At 69.0% G+C, this 18,215-nt stretch carries 20 protein-coding genes and 1 pseudogene; 12 read left to right on the top strand and 9 right to left on the bottom strand.

Features of this window, described 5'->3' with window-relative positions:
- Positions 1-16 precede the first annotated feature (16 nt).
- Positions 17-427: an ester cyclase gene (locus CHC08_RS40140; RefSeq protein WP_089212628.1), complete on the top strand. Its 411-nt coding sequence runs from the start codon at positions 17-19 to the stop codon at positions 425-427.
- A gap of 163 nt (positions 428-590) precedes the next feature.
- On the opposite strand, the gene CHC08_RS40135 is transcribed toward CHC08_RS40140, so the two are convergent.
- The gene (locus tag CHC08_RS40135) at positions 591-1,328 is read right to left on the bottom strand and encodes a hypothetical protein (protein ID WP_089212627.1); all 738 of its coding nucleotides are present in this window, start codon (positions 1,326-1,328) and stop codon (positions 591-593) included.
- Between the two features lie 217 nt (positions 1,329-1,545).
- A complete protein-coding gene (locus CHC08_RS40130) occupies positions 1,546-1,836 on the bottom strand; it encodes a transposase (RefSeq protein WP_218825716.1) in 291 nt (96 codons plus the stop codon).
- Between the two features lie 14 nt (positions 1,837-1,850).
- Between CHC08_RS40130 and CHC08_RS48885 the strand changes: the two genes are divergently transcribed.
- Positions 1,851-1,997, top strand: a complete 147-nt coding sequence (locus CHC08_RS48885) for an aldo/keto reductase (RefSeq protein ID WP_143653549.1) — start codon at positions 1,851-1,853, stop codon at positions 1,995-1,997.
- Between the two features lie 115 nt (positions 1,998-2,112).
- Here CHC08_RS48885 and CHC08_RS40125 read toward each other — a convergent pair whose 3' ends face one another.
- Entirely contained in the window at positions 2,113-3,066 is a 954-nt protein-coding gene (locus CHC08_RS40125) for an alpha/beta fold hydrolase (RefSeq protein WP_245878865.1), read from the bottom strand.
- Between the two features lie 49 nt (positions 3,067-3,115).
- Here CHC08_RS40125 and CHC08_RS40120 point away from each other — a divergent pair, with 49 nt between their 5' ends.
- The 8 genes from CHC08_RS40120 (at position 3,116) to CHC08_RS40095 (ending at position 9,339) form a co-directional block, all read left to right on the top strand.
- Entirely contained in the window at positions 3,116-3,991 is an 876-nt protein-coding gene (locus CHC08_RS40120) for a TetR/AcrR family transcriptional regulator C-terminal domain-containing protein (RefSeq protein WP_089212625.1), read from the top strand.
- A gap of 60 nt (positions 3,992-4,051) precedes the next feature.
- A complete protein-coding gene (locus CHC08_RS50120; protein WP_179282493.1) occupies positions 4,052-4,222 on the top strand; it encodes a hypothetical protein in 171 nt (56 codons plus the stop codon).
- Between the two features lie 230 nt (positions 4,223-4,452).
- Positions 4,453-4,536 carry a putative leader peptide gene (locus tag CHC08_RS53100; RefSeq protein ID WP_371786772.1) on the top strand — a complete coding sequence of 28 codons (84 nt, stop codon included), beginning with the start codon at positions 4,453-4,455 and terminating at the stop codon, positions 4,534-4,536.
- 138 nt (positions 4,537-4,674) lie between these two features.
- Positions 4,675-5,964, top strand: coding sequence for a dicarboxylate/amino acid:cation symporter (locus tag CHC08_RS40115; RefSeq protein ID WP_245878864.1), 1,290 nt, complete (start codon positions 4,675-4,677; stop codon positions 5,962-5,964).
- A 239-nt stretch (positions 5,965-6,203) separates the two neighbouring features.
- Positions 6,204-7,031: an ABC transporter ATP-binding protein gene (locus CHC08_RS40110; protein ID WP_089212623.1), complete on the top strand. Its 828-nt coding sequence runs from the start codon at positions 6,204-6,206 to the stop codon at positions 7,029-7,031.
- The gene (locus CHC08_RS40105; RefSeq protein ID WP_089212622.1) at positions 7,028-8,020 is read left to right on the top strand and encodes an aliphatic sulfonate ABC transporter substrate-binding protein; all 993 of its coding nucleotides are present in this window, start codon (positions 7,028-7,030) and stop codon (positions 8,018-8,020) included. The genes CHC08_RS40110 and CHC08_RS40105 overlap by 4 nt, the downstream gene beginning before the upstream one ends.
- Positions 8,017-8,835, top strand: coding sequence for an ABC transporter permease (locus CHC08_RS40100; protein ID WP_089212621.1), 819 nt, complete (start codon positions 8,017-8,019; stop codon positions 8,833-8,835). Before CHC08_RS40105 ends, CHC08_RS40100 begins: the two co-directional genes overlap by 4 nt.
- A gap of 216 nt (positions 8,836-9,051) precedes the next feature.
- Positions 9,052-9,339 carry a DUF3040 domain-containing protein gene (locus tag CHC08_RS40095; protein WP_089212620.1) on the top strand — a complete coding sequence of 96 codons (288 nt, stop codon included), beginning with the start codon at positions 9,052-9,054 and terminating at the stop codon, positions 9,337-9,339.
- A gap of 40 nt (positions 9,340-9,379) precedes the next feature.
- Here CHC08_RS40095 and CHC08_RS40090 read toward each other — a convergent pair whose 3' ends face one another.
- From CHC08_RS40090 to CHC08_RS40075, 4 genes are all read right to left on the bottom strand, one after another.
- Positions 9,380-11,011: a penicillin-binding transpeptidase domain-containing protein gene (locus CHC08_RS40090; RefSeq protein WP_089212619.1), complete on the bottom strand. Its 1,632-nt coding sequence runs from the start codon at positions 11,009-11,011 to the stop codon at positions 9,380-9,382.
- A gap of 75 nt (positions 11,012-11,086) precedes the next feature.
- Complete coding sequence (locus CHC08_RS40085) at positions 11,087-11,737, bottom strand: lysophospholipid acyltransferase family protein (protein ID WP_089212618.1); 651 nt, start codon at positions 11,735-11,737, stop codon at positions 11,087-11,089.
- A 363-nt stretch (positions 11,738-12,100) separates the two neighbouring features.
- Positions 12,101-12,739: an NUDIX hydrolase gene (locus CHC08_RS40080; RefSeq protein ID WP_179282492.1), complete on the bottom strand. Its 639-nt coding sequence runs from the start codon at positions 12,737-12,739 to the stop codon at positions 12,101-12,103.
- Positions 12,740-12,811: 72 nt separating this feature from the next.
- On the bottom strand, positions 12,812-13,678 hold the full coding sequence (locus tag CHC08_RS40075; protein WP_089212617.1) for an oxidoreductase: 867 nt from the start codon (positions 13,676-13,678) through the stop codon (positions 12,812-12,814).
- Positions 13,679-13,800: 122 nt separating this feature from the next.
- Here CHC08_RS40075 and CHC08_RS40070 point away from each other — a divergent pair, with 122 nt between their 5' ends.
- The gene (locus tag CHC08_RS40070; RefSeq protein WP_089212616.1) at positions 13,801-14,730 is read left to right on the top strand and encodes a LysR family transcriptional regulator; all 930 of its coding nucleotides are present in this window, start codon (positions 13,801-13,803) and stop codon (positions 14,728-14,730) included.
- 93 nt (positions 14,731-14,823) lie between these two features.
- On the opposite strand, the pseudogene CHC08_RS53095 reads toward CHC08_RS40070, so the two are convergent.
- Together CHC08_RS53095 and CHC08_RS40055 are read right to left on the bottom strand one after the other, a co-directional pair.
- Positions 14,824-15,051: pseudogene (locus tag CHC08_RS53095) on the bottom strand (alcohol dehydrogenase catalytic domain-containing protein); the annotation flags it as partial.
- 102 nt (positions 15,052-15,153) lie between these two features.
- Entirely contained in the window at positions 15,154-16,188 is a 1,035-nt protein-coding gene (locus CHC08_RS40055) for a hypothetical protein (RefSeq protein ID WP_089212614.1), read from the bottom strand.
- Between the two features lie 691 nt (positions 16,189-16,879).
- Between CHC08_RS40055 and CHC08_RS40050 the strand changes: the two genes are divergently transcribed.
- Positions 16,880-18,211, top strand: coding sequence for a cytochrome ubiquinol oxidase subunit I (locus tag CHC08_RS40050; RefSeq protein WP_245878863.1), 1,332 nt, complete (start codon positions 16,880-16,882; stop codon positions 18,209-18,211).
- Positions 18,212-18,215 lie beyond the last annotated feature (4 nt).

The following is an 18,215-nucleotide window of genomic DNA, read 5'->3' as shown; positions in this document are numbered from 1 at the left end:
GACGAAGGAGTCGCCCATGAGCACGACCGAGACCAACCGCGCGGTGGCCAAGCGCTTCTACGAGGAGGTCGTCTCCCAGGGACACCTGGACGTCCTCGACGAGATCATCGCCGAGGACGGCCGGGACACCGCCGGACCGGCCGGGGGCGCCGCCGGGACCTCCGGGTTCGTTCAGCACGTCACCTGGCTGCGCTCGGCCGTCGAGGGCGTGACGGCCACCGTCACCGACACCGTCGCCGAGGGCGACCGGGTCGTCGTCTACTGGACGATCGAGGGGGTGCAGCGCGGCGAGGTGTTCGGCGCCCCGCCCAGCGGGCGGCGCTTCGTCGGCCAGAGCATCAGCACCATCACCTTCCGCGACGGCCGGATCGTCGAGTACGGCGTCCTGCCCGACCGCCTGGGCATCCTGCAGCAGCTCACGGGCTGACCCTGGCTGGTCCTCTGCCCGATCCGGGCTGACCCTTGCTGGTCCGGGCCTCACGGGCTCAGATCTCCGCTGACGATCAACCACGTGCGGAAAACGGGGCTGGGGCCTGTCGCGAAAGTCTCAAGCGGCGCCATAGTTGCGCGGGAGCCTTTCGCGATGTCCCCTATTGCGGTCGCATCAGGTCGAGGTCCTTGCCCCATGCGTCCAGCACCGCGCTGTGCCCGGCGCGCCGGGCCGCTGTCTCGACATGGGCGAAGAGATGCCGTTGTAGGGGCACGTCGCCCGTTCCTGAGATGCGGTCCGCGGCCTCCAGCAGCATGCCGGTGTCCCAGCCTGGCAGCGGGTATCGGGCGAGTTCCCATTTTAGGTACTTGTTGTAGGGGCGGGGGCGACGGTCGAGGGCGAAGAGCAACTCCAGCAGAAACCGGATGCTGTCGGCGGCGTCGAGGCGGGCGGCGAGCGGATGTCCGTCACGGTCGTTCTTGACGGAGCGGTAGAGGGAATTGGCATAGGCGTCGAGCCATTCACCGGAGTCCCGGAATGCTTCATCGGCGTCGAGCCGTGCCTTGGCGGACAGGATCTGGGCGATGCCTCCGTCGAGCCGGTCGAGCACGACCCGGGCGCGGGCGAGGGCGTAGCGCTCGAAGCCGGGCATTCCGGCCGCGCGGAACTCGGCGAGGGGAGCGATGACGAGGTCGAGTTCGGGAGTGCGGTGGCCGGTGAACCGGGTGAGGTCCGTTGTCGCGTTGTCGGTGAGGACGACGTACAGGTCGTGGTCGGAGTACTCGGTGGTCATGTCGTCGTGGGCGCGGGAGCCCTTGAGGACGAGGCCGACGACGGCGGGGTCGGTGGCGGCGAGTTCGACGAACGCGTGGTAGGTGAGGGGCTGCTGCGTGGGCATCGTGTGATCTCCGATGGGATGGTGGCGGGTATGCCTGTTGGGGCGGTCCTACCTGCCGGAGTCGCCCGCACCGTCCGCGGCGGCACTTGGCCGCCGCTCGGAAGATCAACGCACGTGCGGACTCTATGGCCCAGGCCGTCCAAGGGGTACCGCATTCGGGGCGGCCTCAAGCACCGCTAGTTTCGCAAGGCAGCGTTAAGCCCCGCGAAAGCCTTGGTCACAGCCGCTCATTCATGATCGCGATCTGAACGGTGGCCTCGTAGCGCACGGCGAGCTTGTCATATCTCGTGGCAACGGCGCGATTACGCTTGAGTCGATTGATGCCGCATTCGACCGCGTGACGCTTGCGGTAGTCGGTTTTGTCGAACTTCGGTGGCCGGCCGCCGCGGGAGCCGAGCTTGCGGCGGTTGCGGGCGCGGTCAGCAGGAACCGGGATCGTCGCCTTGATCCCGCGTCTGCGCAGGTAGACGCGGTTCTTATGGGAGTCGTACGCCTTGTCGGCTCGCACTCGGTCCGGTCGCCATCGCGTGGGTCGCCTCCCGTGGCGACGACATCGTTCCGCTGGTCGGTGCCCGCCGGCGCGAGCGGCTGGCCGAGTCCCTCGGCGCGGTCGAGGTCACGTTGGACGCGGACGACCTCGTCCGGATCGAGAAGGCGATCCCGGCCTGAGCCGCCTCCGGCGGCCGCTACGCCGATTTCCTGCTCCAGGGCATGGACAGCGAGAGGTAGTCCCCATGACGGCCTCGCCCTGGTCCAGACGGGCGCTTGCCGTGAGGCCGGCTGGTCAGCGGCCGGCCTGGGAGAGGAGCCACGGTCGCAGGATCGGCAGCACGTGGGTGGGCTGCATGGCCTGCGTGTGGTCGAGCCCGTCGAGGACGTGGACGTCCCAGCCGAGGGCCTCCAGTTCGGTGCGATGGTTGATGATCGGACCTGCCAGGCTGATGTGGACGTCGCCCCAGCGCTCGCCGTAGGAGATCTCGTCCGTCGAGCCGACGAAACAGAGGCGAGGGCAGGTGATCTGTGGTTGGGCGGTTCGGTCGTCGAAGTCCTGCAGCGACTGGTAGAGGGTGGCGAACTGGCGGGTCTGCGGTTCGGTCAGCGTCACCTCGACGGTCGACCAGTCGAAGTCGCCGGCCGCCTGGTCGCCCCACGCCTGGTCATCGGACGCCTGACCGCCCCACATCTGGTCGCTGGGCGCCTGCTGGGCCTTCGGGGTGCTCGCGGCCGCGGCCGCTGCCTCGTGGGTGGCCATGGTGACCTTCAGCATCCCCGCGTACGGTCCGTCCATGGGCGGAAAACCGCCCATGACCAGCGCCGACAGGCGGTCGGTGCGGAGGGCGAGCTGGAGCCCGCTGAGGGCCAGCCAGGAGTATCCGTAGTAGGCGAACCGGTCGGCGCCGACGGCGTCGGCGACCGCCAGCAGGTCGGCGGTGATGGTGGCGGGCGTCAGGGTTTCGGCTCTGGGCATGGCCATGAGGTGGCCCTCGTAGTCGAACGCGACGACCTGGAACGCGTCGCTGAGACCCTCGATGAGGGAACGGCCCAGTGCGGGGTCCATGCCCCACTTGCGCATCCCGTCGGCCTGCGCTCCTTCGGCCGGTCGCGGGTTGACCGGGAGCAGCACGGTGGGGCCGGTGCCGTGCACCTCGACTTCGATCGAACTTCCGTCGTGCAGTTTCGCTTCGAGCATCGGATCTCCGGTCTGGGTCGTCAGGAGTTCGGTAACTCCATATGCCATAAACTGATGTGAGAAAAGGATAACACCTTATGGCATAAGGAGTTCTATTTTGAGTGTCTTCGCAGGTCAGGGTGATGCGGCGCGGTCGATGGCCCTGTTGTGGAGTGGGCCGGACGCGCCGGGGCATCAGGCTGAGGGCCTGCGGAGGTCTCCGGGGCCCAAGCGCGCCCTGAGTGTCGACGTGATCGTGGAGGCGGCGATCGCGGCGGCCGACGCGGACCCCATGACCGGGGTCTCGCTGCGGGCGGTGGCCGAGCGGCTCGGCTGCACCTCCATGGCGCTGTACACCTACGTGCCCGGCAAGGGGGAACTCCTGGACCTGATGTACGACCGGGCGCACGCCGAACTATCCACCGGGCACGATCCGAGCCGGGGATGGCGGGCGGCGGCGACCTCGTGGGCCGGGGAGCTCAGGTCGTTCTACCTGCGGCATCCGTGGGTGCTGCAGGTGTCCTATGCCCGTCCCGTGCTGGGCCCCCACGAACAGGCCGTCATGGAGACGCTGGCGGGCATCGTCTTCCGTACGGGGCTGCCCGCGGCGACCCTGCGCGGCATCGTGTCCGCACTGTTCCACTTCGTACGCGGCAACGCCCAGACGGCCGCCGAGTCACGGCTCGCCGCGACCGCGACCGGCATGTCCGACCAGGAGTGGTGGACCAGCCGGTCTTCCCTGCTGGAGCGCCTCGCCCCCGACTTCGCCGAGCGTTTCCCCATGTCGATCCGGCTCTCGACACCGGAGCCGGTCCCCGCCCGCCGCGACGAGTCCACGCCTCATGGGGAACACCAGGCCGACGAGGCCACGCCGTATATGGAACACCAGACCGACGAGGCCTTCGCCGTCGGGCTGTCCGTCCTCCTCGAAGGAGTCGACGCCACCAGGAACAACCTGTCCCTCCCGCCCTCCGCGGCGGCCGACGCGTCCTGAACCCCGCCGCTGGGCGAATGGCGGATCAAGCGCCTCGGCCCGCGTCCGGCGGTCGCCGGTGTGCAGGCCGTCCATGGCGAGGCGGAGGACCCGGGCACCGTGGCGGCCATCGCCTTGGCCCTGATCACCGGTTCGCGGTCGAGCGTGCTGGCCGGGCAGCGTGACGGCCGCTCAGCCGTGGCCCTGCTCACCGCCCACCTCGACGGCCTGTTCTCCGGGCGTGCGGCCTGATGAGAGCTGCCGGGTCGGCTTCGAGCCTCGGGCAGGCTCGGTGACGGCAGCTGCCGGCAGATGAGTCGAGTCACGCCGCTCGCCGCATCACTCGCCCGCCGTCCCCGGCCATCGACCCCGGGCCTCCAGCCCCTCGATCCCTGTATTCCCAGTGGGGAAAGTCTTGATTTGCGATATAGATCACTCTTACAGTCGGAATACTGTCCTATTCACTGCGGTTTACTGGCCCTGTGAGGTTTTCCGTCCTGTATGTGTGGCTTGTTGAGCGGTTGCACATTGATCTCTGCCGCCTGACCGGCTCCCTCTGTAGCTGATCGCGCTCTGACGAGCGCTCGATCCCCTCGGCCCTCACCCACCCCCTTTTGCATGCCCTTTGAGGCATGCCGTCTTTCGGACCCGCCCCCCTTTCGCATGCCCCCTTAGGCATGCCGTCTTTCGGAGCCTTCCCCATCGTGAAGAGATTCTCTTTCTCCCTGCAACTGCTGTTGGGCCTGGTCGTGGGTGTGGCCCTCGGCTTCGCCGCCCGCATCTGGGACCTTGCCTGGCTGGCCACCACCCTCACCGAAGTCGGAAAGATCTTCGTCCAGCTGCTCAAGCTGGCAGTGCCGCCGCTGGTGTTCACCGCCATGGTGATCAGCGTCGCCAACCTCCGCAACGTCAACGGCGCGGCCAGGCTGGCGGGCAAGACGCTGTTCTGGTTCCTGTCCACCGCGCTGATCGCCGTCATCGTCGGCATCGGCCTCGGTCTGATCATCAACCCCGGCCAGGGCGTCACCCTGAGCACGGCGGGCGCGAAGGCGCCCGAGAACGTCGGCACCTGGGTCGACTTCCTCACCGGCATCATCCCGACGAACATCGTCACGGCGTTCACCGAGCTCAACGTCCTCCAGATCGTCTTCCTGGGGATCGTCCTCGGCGCGGCGGCCATCGCGCTCGGCGAGAAGGCCGAGCCGTTCCTCAACTTCAGCCGCTCGATCCTCGAACTGGTCCAGAAGGCGCTCTGGTGGGTCATCCGCCTGGCCCCCATCGGAACCGCCGGCCTGATCGGCAAGTCGGTCGCCACGTACGGATGGGACCTGCTCGCGCCGCTGGCCAAGTTCACCCTCGGCGTCTACGTCGGCTGCTTCATCGTCCTGCTGGCCGTCTACCCGGCGCTGCTCGCGCTGGTCGGCAAGGTCAACCCGATCACGTTCTTCCGCAACGCGTGGCCCGCGATCGAGCTGGCCTTCGTCTCCCGCTCCTCGGTCGGCACGCTGCCGCTGACGCAGAAGGTCACGATCGAGCGTCTGGGCGTCGACCGCGACTACGCCTCCTTCGCCGTGCCGTTCGGCGCGACCACCAAGATGGACGGCTGCGCCTCGATCTACCCGGCGCTGGCGGCGATCTTCGTGGCGCAGGTGTTCAACATCCCGCTGGGGGTCGGCGAGTACCTGCTGATCGCGTTCGTCTCCGTGGTCGGCTCGGCCGCGACGGCCGGCCTGACCGGCGCGACCGTCATGCTCACGCTGACGCTGAGCACGCTGGGTCTGCCGCTCGAGGGCGTCGGCCTGCTGCTGGCCATCGACCCGATCCTCGACATGATCCGCACCGCGACCAACGTCGCGGGACAGATCGTGGTGCCGGTCCTTGTCGCCCGCAGCGAGGGTCGTCTCGACGAGGCGGTGCTCAACGCTCCCCCGCAGCCGCTCGACGAGGCTCCGGTGAGCACGCCGCGCCCCTTGGGCGAACCGGTGCTCGCATAACGTTCTCACCCGAACGAGAAGAACGAGAAGACGGGGCGGCCTCCGCGCGGAGGCCGCCCCGTCTTCTCGTGTTCCAGGGGTAGGCCGCCCAGGCCGAACCGTCTGAGTTCCGGGAACCCCAGGCCTGCCGTGGGCGTGGTCGAGACGGCGGCGACCTTCCGCCCGTGTGCGGGTGGCCCCCGGTCGATATGGTCATTTACCCTATTAATTAGGTAGGTTTTATGTGGTAGAAAGATCCAATGGGATCTTCCTTGAGCGCGGCCGCGGAGGCCGGGCCCGCGAGTGTGGTTCTGCGGGGGGTCGGCCGGACGTTCGACGCCCGGGCGGGCGCCGCCGGCCACGTCGTTCTCCGTGATCTCGAACTCGAGATCGTCCCCGGTGAGATCGTGGCGATCCTCGGGCCCTCCGGGTGCGGCAAGTCGACCTTGCTCCGGCTCGTCGCGGGTCTCGACGAACCCACCCGCGGCGACGTGGTCGTCGACGGCAGGAAGGTACGCGGCATCGAGGAACGGTGCGCCGTCGTCTTCCAGGAGCCGAGACTGCTTCCCTGGCTGGATCTGGTGGGCAACGTCGCCCTCGGGCTGCCGAGGGGCACGCCCCGCGCGAGTGGCCGCGAAGCCGTACGCCGCTGGCTGGAGGTCGTGGGCCTCGACCGTTTCCATCGGCACCGGCCACGGCAGATCTCCGGAGGCATGGCCCAGCGAACCGCGCTGGCCCGTGCCCTCGCCCGGCGTCCGGGCGTGCTGCTGCTCGACGAGCCGTTCGCCGCGCTCGACGCCCTCACCCGGCTGCGGATGCAGGACCTCCTGGTCGACGTCCAGCGGCGCTCGAACACCACGGTCCTGCTCGTCACCCACGACGTCGACGAGGCGCTGCACCTCGCCGATCGTGTGCTCCTCCTCGGTGGGGAGGAGCCTCGCGAGGGCGCGACGGTCCTGACCGTGCTCGACGTCCCCTACCCCCGTCCCCGAGACCGCGGTCACCCCGAACTCGCCGCCCTGCGCGCCGACCTCCTGGACCGCCTCGGCGTTCCTCGTCCCACCCCCTTCAAGGAGACCCCGCGATGATTCGCCGCCGAGCCCTTCTCGTCTCCGTCCTGCTCACGACCCTGGCGACGGGATGTGCGTCCGGAGAGGGCGACAGCTCCCCGGCCGCCGCCGGGGCGCTGCGGCTCGACTACGCCTACTACAACCCGCTCAGCCTTGTCGTCCGCAAGCAGGGCTGGCTGGAACAGGAGCTTGCCGCCAAGGGGACCAAGGTCACCTGGGTTCTGTCGGCGGGGAGCAACAAGGCCAACGAGAACCTGCGCGCCGAGACGATCGACGTCGGCTCCACGGCCGGAGCGGCGGCACTCCAGGCCCGGGCCAACGGCACCGCCATCAAGGCGATCGAGGTGTACAGCCAGCCCGAGTGGGCGGCGCTCGTGGTGGCCAAGACGTCCTCCATCACCGGCATCGCCGGGATCAAGGGCAAGAAGGTGGCGGCCACCAAGGGGACCGACCCGTACTTCTTCCTGCTCCAGTCACTGCACGAGGCGAAGCTGACCGGGGCCGACGTCGAGGTCGTCAACCTGCAGCACGCGGACGGGAAGACCGCACTGGAACGGGGCGACGTGGATGCCTGGGCCGGGCTCGACCCGCTCATGGCGCAGAGCCAGATCGACGCCGGATCGAAGCTGATCTACCGGAATCCGGCGTTCACGTCGTACGGCTTCCTCAACGCCCGCGAGGCCTTCATCAAGGACCACCCGGATCTCGTGCAGTCCGTCGTCAACGCCTACGAGAAGGCCCGCGCGTGGATCGGCGCGCATCCGGACGAGACCGTGACGCTGCTGGCGGAGGAGGCCAAGCTGTCACCCGAGATCGCCAAGCTCGTGCTGACGGAGCGCACCAAGACGGAGATCAGCCCGGTGCCGGGACCCGAGCAGCGTGCGGTGCTCGAGCGCGTCCTGCCGATCCTGGTGGAGGAGAACCAGGTGCGCTCGGCCGACGAGGCCCGGGCCGCGCTCGACTCGCTGTTCGACCCCGCCTTCGCGGAGAAGGCACACGCGTCATGACCGCCGGCACCGAGCGGAAGCCGGTGATCGCGACACCGGAGCGGGTGCGTGGGAAGCCGGGGTTCCCCCGTCTCGGCGGCGTGGCCCTCGGGGTGCTCGTGCCCTTGGCGGTGCTCGCCGCGTGGCAGCTCGCCACGGCCGCGGAGATTTTCACGCCGAGCCAGCTGCCGCAGCCGCTGAGCGTGCTGTCGGCGCTGGGCGAGCTGGTACGGCGGGGAGAGCTGTGGCAGCACATCGCGATCAGCGTTCAGCGGGTGCTCATCGGATTCGGCGCCGGGGCGGTGGCCGGGCTGGCCGGTGGCGTGCTCGTCGGCCTGTACCGGCCGGTCCGAGGCCTGCTGGCGCCCAGCATCGCCGCGCTGCGCGCCGTCCCCTCCCTGGCCTGGGTCCCGCTGCTGGTGCTCTGGCTGGGCATCGGGGAGGGGCCGAAGATCGTCTTGGTGGCGATCGGCGCGTTCTTTCCCGTCTACACCACCGTGTCCTCCGCGCTCGCCCACGTCGACCCCCACCTGGTGGAGGCCGGGCGAGCCTACGGTCTGCGCGGCCTGGAGCTGCTCACCCGGATCCAACTGCCCAGCGCCGCGCCCGCGGTCTTCGCCGGGCTCCGGCTCGGCCTCGCGCAGGGCTGGTTGTTCCTGGTCGCCGCCGAGCTCATCGCGTCGTCGAAGGGACTCGGCTTCCTGCTGATCGACAGTCAGAACACGGGGCGTACCGACATCCTCCTGCTCGCCATCCTGCTGCTCGCGCTCTTCGGCAAGACCGCCGACGCCGTGCTGGGTCTGGTCGAGCGCCGGGCCGTGCGAAACAGGTTCTGAGGAAGATCCGCGGTCTGGAATGTCTAGATCGTCGAGAACGCTGGGAACCGCCCAACACCTCCTTTGCCGCCTCTCCGGCCCTACGGCTGGGGCATGATCCCCTGCTCGTATTGCGTGGGGGAAAAGAAGAAGTAAATCAAGGCCCTCGGAACGGATAATGATCTTCATGATTGGGCAGAACGTCGGCACACGCCTTGCTTTCCCGGGAGGTGCGGCATGGCCTGGTCGCAAGACGAGGAGCGGATGCTGCTGCAGATCGAGCGTCACCTGATAGATGAGGACCCGCGGCTGGTCGCGCGGCTGGAGTCGTTCAACGAACGCGTCCAGCGCAAAGAGGGCGGCCGCCGTAAGCGCGATGCCAAAAACAAGGGGGAGCGGCGGTCCGTCAGACGCCCCCGCCGATCGACGATCATCATCATGTTCAGCTGGCTGCTGATCGCGACACTGATCGCCATGCTCCTCGTCATGGCCCTGCGCCACGAGGCGGCAGCCCTCCCGCTGTGACGAGGCGGCCGTCCCCCTGACCCCCGGCCGCCGATTCTCCTCAGCCCAGGGCGCGCAGGAAGTCGGCGGCCACCGGAGCGGCGACCGTTCCGCCGCCCTCTCCCTCCTCGACGATCACCGCGAAGGCCAGGTCACCCCGGAAGCCCATGAACCAGGCGTGGGTCTTCAGATCGTCCTGCGGGCCGTACTCCGCGGTGCCGGTCTTGCCCCGGGTGCCGGACGGCAGGCCCGCGTCCTTGGCGGTGCCCATGGTGACCACCGCGGACATCATCTGGCCGATCTTGGACTTGACCCCCTCGGGGAGCTCCTGCGGCTCGGTCTTCTGCTTGATGGAGGAGACCAGGGTCGGCGGGCGCCAGGTGCCGTCGGCCATCGCGGCGGCGGCCGAGGCCATCAGCAACGGGCTGGCGGTGATGCGGCCCTGCCCGAAGGACGCCGCGGCCAGCTCGGCGTCGCTCTGCGGCTTGGGGAAGCTGCCCTTCGTCGCCGGCACGCCGATGTTGAGCGGTTTGTTGAAGCCGAACAGCTCCGCGGTTTCCGTCAGCTTGTCGGCGTTCAGCTTCTCCTGGGCCAGGGGGGCGAAGGTGGTGTTGCAGGAGTAGGCGAAGGCGTCGGAGAGGGACACCGAGCCATACTCGCCGTGGTGGGAGTTGCGGATCGGCAGGCCGCCCACCTTGACGTCCTTGGGGCAGGTGACCCGCTCGCCCGGGGACATCCCCCCGGCCAGCAGCCCGATGGCGGTGATCGCCTTGAAGGTCGAGCCGGGCGGGTAGTTGCCGTCCAGGGCCCGGTTGAAGCCGCCCTGATTGTTCACCACCGCGAGGATCTCGCCGGAGGAGGGCCTGATCGCGACCATCGAGGCGGTCTGCTTCAGGTCGCGGACCGCGCCGGCGGCCGCCTGCTGGACCCGCATGTCCAGCGTGGTCTCCAGGGCCTCGCCTTCCTCCCCTTCGATCTTGTCGAGGGTTTTCACGGTCTTCTTGTCCGCGCCGACGAGGTCGATCTCGGTGGCGGGCGTGCCGGCCAGACGCTGCTGGAAGGTCTGCTGCAACCCGCCCCTGCCGATCGCGTCACCCGTCTTGTAGGAGGAGCCCAGGCTCTTGACGTCCTTGGCCGTGGCCTTGTCCAGGTAGCCGACGAGTTGCTGCACCGAGCCGCCCACGTCGCCGCCGTCGATGCGGTCGCCACCGGCATCGGTGATCTTCGCGCGCTCCGGCCACTTGGTCTTCAGCGCGAAGGCGGTGGCGTCGGTCAGGTCGGGGTGTACGGCAGAGGGGGACCACTTGACCCGCCAGTTGCGGTCGACGACCGCCAGGTCGATGGTGCCGGAGTAGCTCCACTCGCCGATGTCCTTCAGCTTCAGCGTGGTGGTGTAGCCGGCCTGCCCCGTGCCGTCACCGGTCTCACGGACCGCGTCGAGCTTGACGACGGTGCCCTCGACCCCCAGGGCCTTGCGCATGTTCTCGTACGTCTTGTCGAACGCGGGGGAGGCCGCGCCGAGCTCGGCGCGCATGGCGGCCAGATCACCCTTCTGCCACGCCTGGGTGAACCGCTGAGCGGTCTCCTGGGGGGTGCCCCTGGTGTGCAAATACCACCACGCGCCTCCGCCGGCGGCCCCCGCCACCAGCACAACGGTTATCGACGCGATCGCTATTGTCTTACCACGTGGCATTTGAACTACCCCCAGTTCTCCAAACCCGAAGTGCCGAAGCCTAGCGTGGTCAATGCGACATATGATGACAAATGATCATTTGTCCTTGTTTCGGCTTGGTGTATAGGAGGCCACGTACTCCTGCCCGGACAGTTCCGCGATCGCCGCCATGATCTCGTCGGTCACGCTGCGCCGGTCGCGTGCGCTCTTCTCGGAGCCGGTGAACGTCATGGGTTTGCCGATCCGCACGTTCACCCTGCCGAGCTTGGGCACCGAGGCGCCGATCGGCAGCACCTTGTCGGTGCCGGTCATCGCCACCGGGATCACCGGCGCGCCGGTGGCGAGGGCCAGCCAGGAGACCCCGACCTTGCCGCGGTAGAGGCGGCCGTCGGGGGAGCGGGTGCCCTCGGGGTAGATGCCGAACAGCTCGCCGTCCCTGAGCACCTGCGCGGCCGTGTCCAGCATGTCCTGGGCGGCGGTCGGACTCTGCCGGTCGATGCTGATCTGGCCGGTGGCCCGCATCCACATCGCGGTGGCGGGGTTGCCGGTGAAGTACTCGGACTTGGCGACAAAACGCACCTGGCGCGAGAGCACCAGCGGCAGGAAGGTCGAGTCGAGGATCGACAGGTGGTTGGAGGCCAGGATGGCCGGGCCGGACCTCGGCACGTGCTCTTCCCCGGTGACCGTGGTCGGCCACAACAGGTGCAGGACGGGGCCGCCGAAAATCTTGGTCAGGCGATAGAGCACAGGCTCTCCTCATGAGACGGGGTCACAACACTGGGTGGTGTCCCGGTAGCCGGTAGGTGTACGCACCCGCGCAAGCGAGGACTCTACCTTTTTAGCCCTTCTCCCAAGCCGTGGGCCTCTTCCAGGGCGAACCTAGAGATTTTTCAAGGCGAACCCAGAAAAACGAGACGCCCCGTGAGCGAAGACGCTCACGGGGCGGGACGTTTTGGTGCCGATGTGGCGGTCGCCTCCTCGGCGAGAGGCACAACACGGCTCCAGCCGAACGGTATTCCGTGAAGGCGGTAATTTGCGGCCCGGGGGACACAAACCACATCGGCACGATCACTGTAACGGACATCCACGGGTGGTTATTCCGTTTCACGGTCAACGGCGTGTCCAGTGGGGCTGGGCGACACCCGCCACCCGCAGGTCACGACCCTTGAGAGCCACCTCGGCAAATTGCCACAAGATGGCCCCGGTGGGCGCGTGGATCACGATCGAGGGGCCGAGCGGCATCTGCAGCAGGCTCCGCCCCTCCTCGTCGATCCGCCAGCGCGGCACCCCCGGCGCCAGGAACCGCTCCAGCGGCACCCGGTGGATGGAGGCCACCTCGTACGGGTCCCTGCGGGGCCTCTGCCGCCCGCCGAACGCCACCACCGGGGTGATCACGAATCCGGAGTCGGTGACGAAGTCGTCCAGCAGCCCGGCCACCTCCACGCCCCGGACCGAGGCCTCCTCGTCCAGCTCCCGCAGCGCCGCCGCCAGAGCGTCCTCGCCCTCGTCCAGCCGCCCCCCGGGTAGCGCCCACTGCCCGGCGTTGCGGCCGTGCGCGGCCCGCCTGATCACGATCGTGTACGGCCGGCCCTCCTCGTCCTCCAGCACGCACACGGTGACCGCGGCATGCCGCAGCCCGTCGGCCAGCGGGAGGGCGCCCTGCCGCGGGAAGGCGGCCAGGTTCGCGACGATGCGTGGGCGGAGCTCGTCGAACGGGGGCAACGAGGGCAACGGGGATGACGGAGCCATGCCGGCCACGATCGCACACGCTTCCACAGCTCCACAGCCCCGGAAACGGGACCGCACCGCGGCCGAGGCGGGTCAGTCGCCGAAGTCGGTGCCGCGGCCGACCCGCTCCCAGGCCAGCGTCTGTGCGCGAGCGGCGTCGAGGTGGGCGAGGACCGCGTCGACGGCGTCGTTGCCCAGGGGCAGCCGCAGAGGGGTCTTCTCGGCCTCCAGCGCGGCGAGGATGGCCTCGGCGGCCCTGGCGGGGTCGCCGGGCTGCTTGCCGTCGGTGCTCGGGAGCGCGGTGCGGACGGAGCCGACCGTCTCCTCATAGGCGGGAATGGCCGCGGACTGCCGCAGGGCGCCGTCACCGGCGAAGCCGGTCCGGAACGCGCCGGGTTCGACGATCAGCACCTTGATGCCGAACGGGGCTACCTCGGCCGCGAGCGCCTCGGACAGGCCTTCCAGGGCGAACTTGGTCGCCGAGTAGGCGCCGACACCCGCGAAGGAGAACCGTCCGCCCATGCTGCTCATCTGCACGACCGCCCCGGAGCCCTGGCGGCGCATGTGCGGCAGCACCGCGCGGGTGAGCGCGGCGGGGCCGAAGAAGTGCAACTCCATCAGGTCGCGCAGTTCGCGGTCGACGGTCTCCTCGACCGCGCCGACCAGACCGAGGCCGGCGTTGTTGACCAGGACGTCGATCCGCCCGTACCAGAGGATCACCTCGGCGACGACCGCGGCGATCCGCGCGCCGTCGGTCACGTCCAGCCGCGCCGTGACCGCCCGGTCCGGGTGTGCCGCGACCAGATCGTCAAGGGCCTCCGGCCTGCGCGCGGTGGCCACCACGGTGTCGCCGGCGGCCAGGGCCGCCTCGGCGATCGACCGGCCGAAGCCCGAGGACGCACCGGTGATCAGCCAGACCCTGCCGGTCGCCTCGCGGGTGGGGATGTGCTCGGTGCTCATTGTCAAATCTCCTCATCGGGGTGACGCCTCATCGGGTGATGCCTTCAGTTATGCCGGTAGCCGAGCCGTACCGTCCAAGACAGAAGGTCACCGACTCCATAAAGAGGACTTATGATCCCTGGATGGAGCTGCGCCAGCTGCGCTATCTCGTCGCGATCGCCGACGAGGGAAACCTCGGACGGGCCGCGGAACTGCTGTACGTGAGCCAGCCCGCCCTCTCGTACGCCCTCAAGAACCTGGAGTCCGAGTTCGGCGTGCGACTGTTCGACCGGCATGCCGGGGGCGTCACCGAGACGGCGGCCGGGCGCGACGTCGTGGCCGAGGCCCGCCGCACGCTGAGCCAGGCCGGCCGGGTGACGGCCGCCGCGGAACGGCACCGGCGTGGCGAGACCGGGGTGCTGCGCGTGGGCTTCGAGGCCAGCGGCGCCGGCGAGCTCACCACCCGGGCGCGGGCCGAGTTCGCCCGCCGCCATCCCGGCGTACGGGTCGAGCCGAAGCGGTTCGACTGGGGGCAGGAGGTGAGCGCGCTGCGCGACGGCCGGGTGGACGTCGCCTTCGTCTGGCTGCCCGCCGACGTCACGGGCCTGCACGCCGAGATCGTGCACACCGAACCCCGGATCGTCGGCCTGCCGTCCGGCCACCCGCTCGCCGGTCGCGATGGCATCTCCGTGCTCGAGGTCAACGACGAGCCCCTGATGTGGACCGAACGGGCGCCACGGATCTGGGTGGACTGGTGGGCGGTCAATCCCAGACCGGACGGATCGAGCCCCCGGTGGGGACCGACCAACGACAACGTCGAGGAGATGCTCGAGCAGGTGGCCGAAGGCACCGCCATCTGCTTCGCGCCCACCAGCATGGCCCAGTACTACGCCCGCCCCGACCTGTCCTGGGTCCCCCTCACGGACGTCGAACCGCTCCGGGTCGCCCTCGCCTGGGTCGACGGCGCGGACAACCCCCTCGTGCGGGGGTTCGCCCACGTCGTGCGCGAGCTCGCCTCCGGTGAACCGACCCCCGCGGTCCCGACCCACTGGGTTCCTCGCCGAACACTGTGAGAGAGCCGTCGGGGCCGGTGCCACCACGCGATAGCTCGTCGACGGTCGACCCGGCCGGGGGCGCCTTGCCCATCGAATGGACAGGTACGACGCGCACCGCGTCGGGTGCCCAGCCGAGTACGGGCCGCACGCGCCGCACGCGTCGAAGGTCAGGATCGCACGGTCGCCGACGCTCAACCGGTCCGCGCTCGGTTCGATCTGCTCGACGATGCGGCCCCTCATGTTCGAGGACACCCGGCGATGGGCGATGGGAAAGGGGGCCCGGCCCTGCGCGGCGATCACGTCCGCATGGCAGATGCCGACCGTCTCGACCCGGACCGGGACCTCGTCCCTACGGGGCTCGTCGAACTCGACGTCAACGAGCTGGAATGGCTCGTTCGCGCCGGGAACGGGGGCATTCCCGACCGCCGAGACCGCGGCGGTTCACGGTGAGCACCTGCCCGCAGGGATGCGAGAAACGTCCATCACCATGTACCGGTTGCCGGAAGCCCGCCAGAAAAGGAGGGGGCCGCCGGGTGCGGAGCCGCCGAGGCGGATGGGATCCGGCATGTCAACGGCGGCCGGTTGCTTCCGAGGCGGGTCGATGAGAGCCGACCGCTCCGTGCAACGGTCATGCAGCACGGTCGCGGATCCGAGAGTTCCCACTGATCTGCCCGTGGATATGACCAGGGACTCTCCTCCACGGACGAAGGGCGGGTCGAAAAACCCGAACCTGTCGTGCAGCAGGGCCTCCGCCATGTGCGTGCCGGGGATGAGCGTCCTGCCGGAACCGTCCACCCGCTGCATGACGACATTCGTCAGCTCGTACATCCTTGGATCGAGCTCGCTGACGCACCACTCGGGTCCACAGCGTCTGGAGAGTCCGTCCATGTCCGCCACGTTGCGTTGTTCGCCGGTGGCGAGGTTGAGCAAGCTGTCCCGTCCATCGTGTGCCCATGGCCATGAGGACATGTAGTTGTGTCCCTTGCCGGGAATCGGCTCTACCGATCCCCCGGAGAGGGGAACGCGATGCACGGTTTCGAAGGAGTGTGTCCACCAGACGACATAGCCGTCCGCGATCTCGAATCCGCCGAGAGCTTTCGTGGAGTAGCCCTTGCCGGAGAACTCGGCGAGAAGTCTGCGAGGTCCGCCAGAAGCGGGCATGGCCCAGATCTGCATGCGGGGTGGACCGCCATCGCCTCCTACCCGTGCCATCCACGCGACATGGCCGGCCCCGGAAGCCGCTTTCGTGATCCAATGCCCGGCGGGTCCATCCGGAATCCTGGCCAGCACGCGATGCCGTCCGGTCCACCGGTCGTAACTCACAAGAACGGGATGCCTGCCGTTGGGATTGGCGAGAAGAACCTCGTGCGAGCTGAGCATGGCCATCGGCTGGACGGCGCGCACATCCTTGATCCACCCCGGCGTCTCGAAGAACGCGTCCGGCCAGACCTCTTCGGCCGGCGGGAAAGCCGGCACTTCTGGCAGGGCGGCGGGTCGAACCGGTGGCTCGTACGCGGTCGAGCACGCGGAGGCCGTACCGGCCGCGAGCATGAATGCCAAAGTCGACGCGAACAACTGCAAACGCCTCGTTCGCCTCATGGATGATCTGACGCATGGCCGCTCTGGAGAGTTCCCTCCGGCCTGAATCGCCATGGGCGCCCTCCGCCCGCAAGGAGAACGCGGGGGAATTTCCGAGCCGGCCGCCGAGGTGTCAACCTTTGATGTGATCCACCGTGACGTGGGCGCCCTGTTCGAGGCGTTCTCGACCCCGGCCTTCGGGCGGCTCGGGCCGTCCGTCCAGGTAGAGCGACAAGGGATTCATCCCCGCGCGATGCCTGCTTCCCTCAGCCGATCTGCGACCTCTTCACGACGAATTAGAGAACGATCATTTAGAACCGTCCACCGCTGTCTCGCATCGTGAAGCGTGAGCGGGAGAGGCCTGACGAGTCGTTTGTGATCGTCATGAGGCGGGGAAAGCCCTATTCATGCACGTCAGAGGCAACATCGACGCCAGGGGAGCGTGGCAGGCCTCCTTCGTGGACGCCGCGGTGAAGCCTGTCCGGACTCTCGCCCGGCCCTCTGTCCGGACCGCAACCTGGACCGCTGTCCGGCCCTCTGTCCGGCCCGCTGCCCGGTGCCGTGCCGTACTCACCGAAACGTTCACGCCGTGACGGTGCTCGTCGCGCTGGCCGGTCCGGCGAGCCCGGCGGACCTGGCGGCGGCGCGCCTGCAGATGGCGCTGTCGCTGGGCTGGCACATCGTGCTGGCGTGTCTGGGCGTCGGGATGCCGGCCCTGCTGCTGTTCACCGAGTGGCGGGCGATCCGCACGGGTGACGGCGACTACCTGCGGCTGGCGCGGCGGTGGGCCAAGGCGGTGGGCGTGCTGTTCGCGGTCGGGGCGGTCTCCGGGACGATCCTCAGCTTCGAGATGGGCCTGCTGTGGCCGGGGCTCATGGGCACCTACGGACAGGTGATCGGGCTCCCCTTCGCGATGGAGGGGATCGCCTTTTTTGTCGAGGCCATCTTTCTCGGTATCTACCTCTACGCCTGGGACAGGCTGTCGCCCCGGGCCCACCTGCTGAGCGGGGTGCCCATACTGATCGCGGGGGTGGCCTCGGCGTTTTTCGTGGTGAGCGCCAACGCGTGGATGAACCAGCCGGTCGGCTTCGACCTGGAGAACGGGCGGGTGACCGGCGTGGACCCGTGGAGGGCGATGTTCAATCCCGCCACGCCGCCGCAGACGCTGCACATGATCGTGGCGGCGTTCATGGTCGCCGGGTTCGCCACCGCGAGTGTGTACGCGGTGGCGATGCTGCGCGGACGCCGGGACCGCTACCACCGGCTGGGGTTCGTCGTGCCCTTCACAATGGCGGCGGTGCTCGCGCCGGTCCAGATCCTGGTGGGTGACTACGCGGCCAGATTCCTGGCCGAACGCCAGCCGACCAAGCTCGCCGCGATGGAGGGGATCTTCCACACCCGCGCGAACGCGCCGCTGAGCCTGGGCGGGTTCGCGGCCGGCGGCGAGATGCGCTACGCGATCGAGATCCCCAGCGGGCTGTCCCTGCTGGTGGGCTTCAGTCCCGACACCGTCGTCCAGGGACTGGAGAGGGTGCCGCCGGCGGATCGTCCGCCGGTCACCCCCGTGCACCTGGCCTTCGACACGATGGTGGGACTGGGTTCCTTCCTGCTCCTGCTGTCGGCCTGGTTCGCCGTGACGTGGTGGCGGCGGCGTGAGCTGCCCCGCTCCCGGTGGTTCCTACGGCTCGCGGCGGTCTCCGGGGTGGCCGCCGTCGTCGCCGTGGAGTGCGGCTGGGTCGTGACGGAGGTGGGCAGGCAACCGTGGGTGGTGTACGGCAAGCTGCGCACGATCGACGCGGTCAATCCGGCGCCCGGCCTGTGGGCGGGGTTTGTCATCGTCTCGCTGGTCTACCTGGTGCTCACCGTCGCCATCGTCTACGTCCTGCGGCGGATGACGCGCGCCCCCCAGGAACCGGAGTGATCTG

Origin of the sequence: Streptosporangium subroseum, assembly GCF_900188345.1 — a bacterium.
Lineage (GTDB): Bacteria > Actinomycetota > Actinomycetes > Streptosporangiales > Streptosporangiaceae > Streptosporangium > Streptosporangium subroseum.
This window is presented reverse-complemented; position numbering and strand designations above follow the sequence as displayed.

Excerpts from the sequence above, each read along its gene's own strand:
- CHC08_RS40140 (WP_089212628.1), top strand. The coding sequence starts at position 17 with ATGAGCACGACCGAGACCAACCGCGCGGTGGCCAAGCGCTTCTACGAG.
- CHC08_RS40135 (WP_089212627.1), bottom strand. The coding sequence starts at position 1,328 with ATGCCCACGCAGCAGCCCCTCACCTACCACGCGTTCGTCGAACTCGCC.
- CHC08_RS40125 (WP_245878865.1), bottom strand. The coding sequence starts at position 3,066 with ATGGCATATGGAGTTACCGAACTCCTGACGACCCAGACCGGAGATCCG.
- CHC08_RS40110 (WP_089212623.1), top strand. The coding sequence starts at position 6,204 with ATGGGATCTTCCTTGAGCGCGGCCGCGGAGGCCGGGCCCGCGAGTGTG.
- CHC08_RS40105 (WP_089212622.1), top strand. The coding sequence starts at position 7,028 with ATGATTCGCCGCCGAGCCCTTCTCGTCTCCGTCCTGCTCACGACCCTG.
- CHC08_RS40100 (WP_089212621.1), top strand. The coding sequence starts at position 8,017 with ATGACCGCCGGCACCGAGCGGAAGCCGGTGATCGCGACACCGGAGCGG.
- CHC08_RS40095 (WP_089212620.1), top strand. The coding sequence starts at position 9,052 with ATGGCCTGGTCGCAAGACGAGGAGCGGATGCTGCTGCAGATCGAGCGT.
- CHC08_RS40090 (WP_089212619.1), bottom strand. The coding sequence starts at position 11,011 with ATGCCACGTGGTAAGACAATAGCGATCGCGTCGATAACCGTTGTGCTG.
- CHC08_RS40080 (WP_179282492.1), bottom strand. The coding sequence starts at position 12,739 with ATGGCTCCGTCATCCCCGTTGCCCTCGTTGCCCCCGTTCGACGAGCTC.
- CHC08_RS40075 (WP_089212617.1), bottom strand. The coding sequence starts at position 13,678 with ATGAGCACCGAGCACATCCCCACCCGCGAGGCGACCGGCAGGGTCTGG.
- CHC08_RS40070 (WP_089212616.1), top strand. The coding sequence starts at position 13,801 with ATGGAGCTGCGCCAGCTGCGCTATCTCGTCGCGATCGCCGACGAGGGA.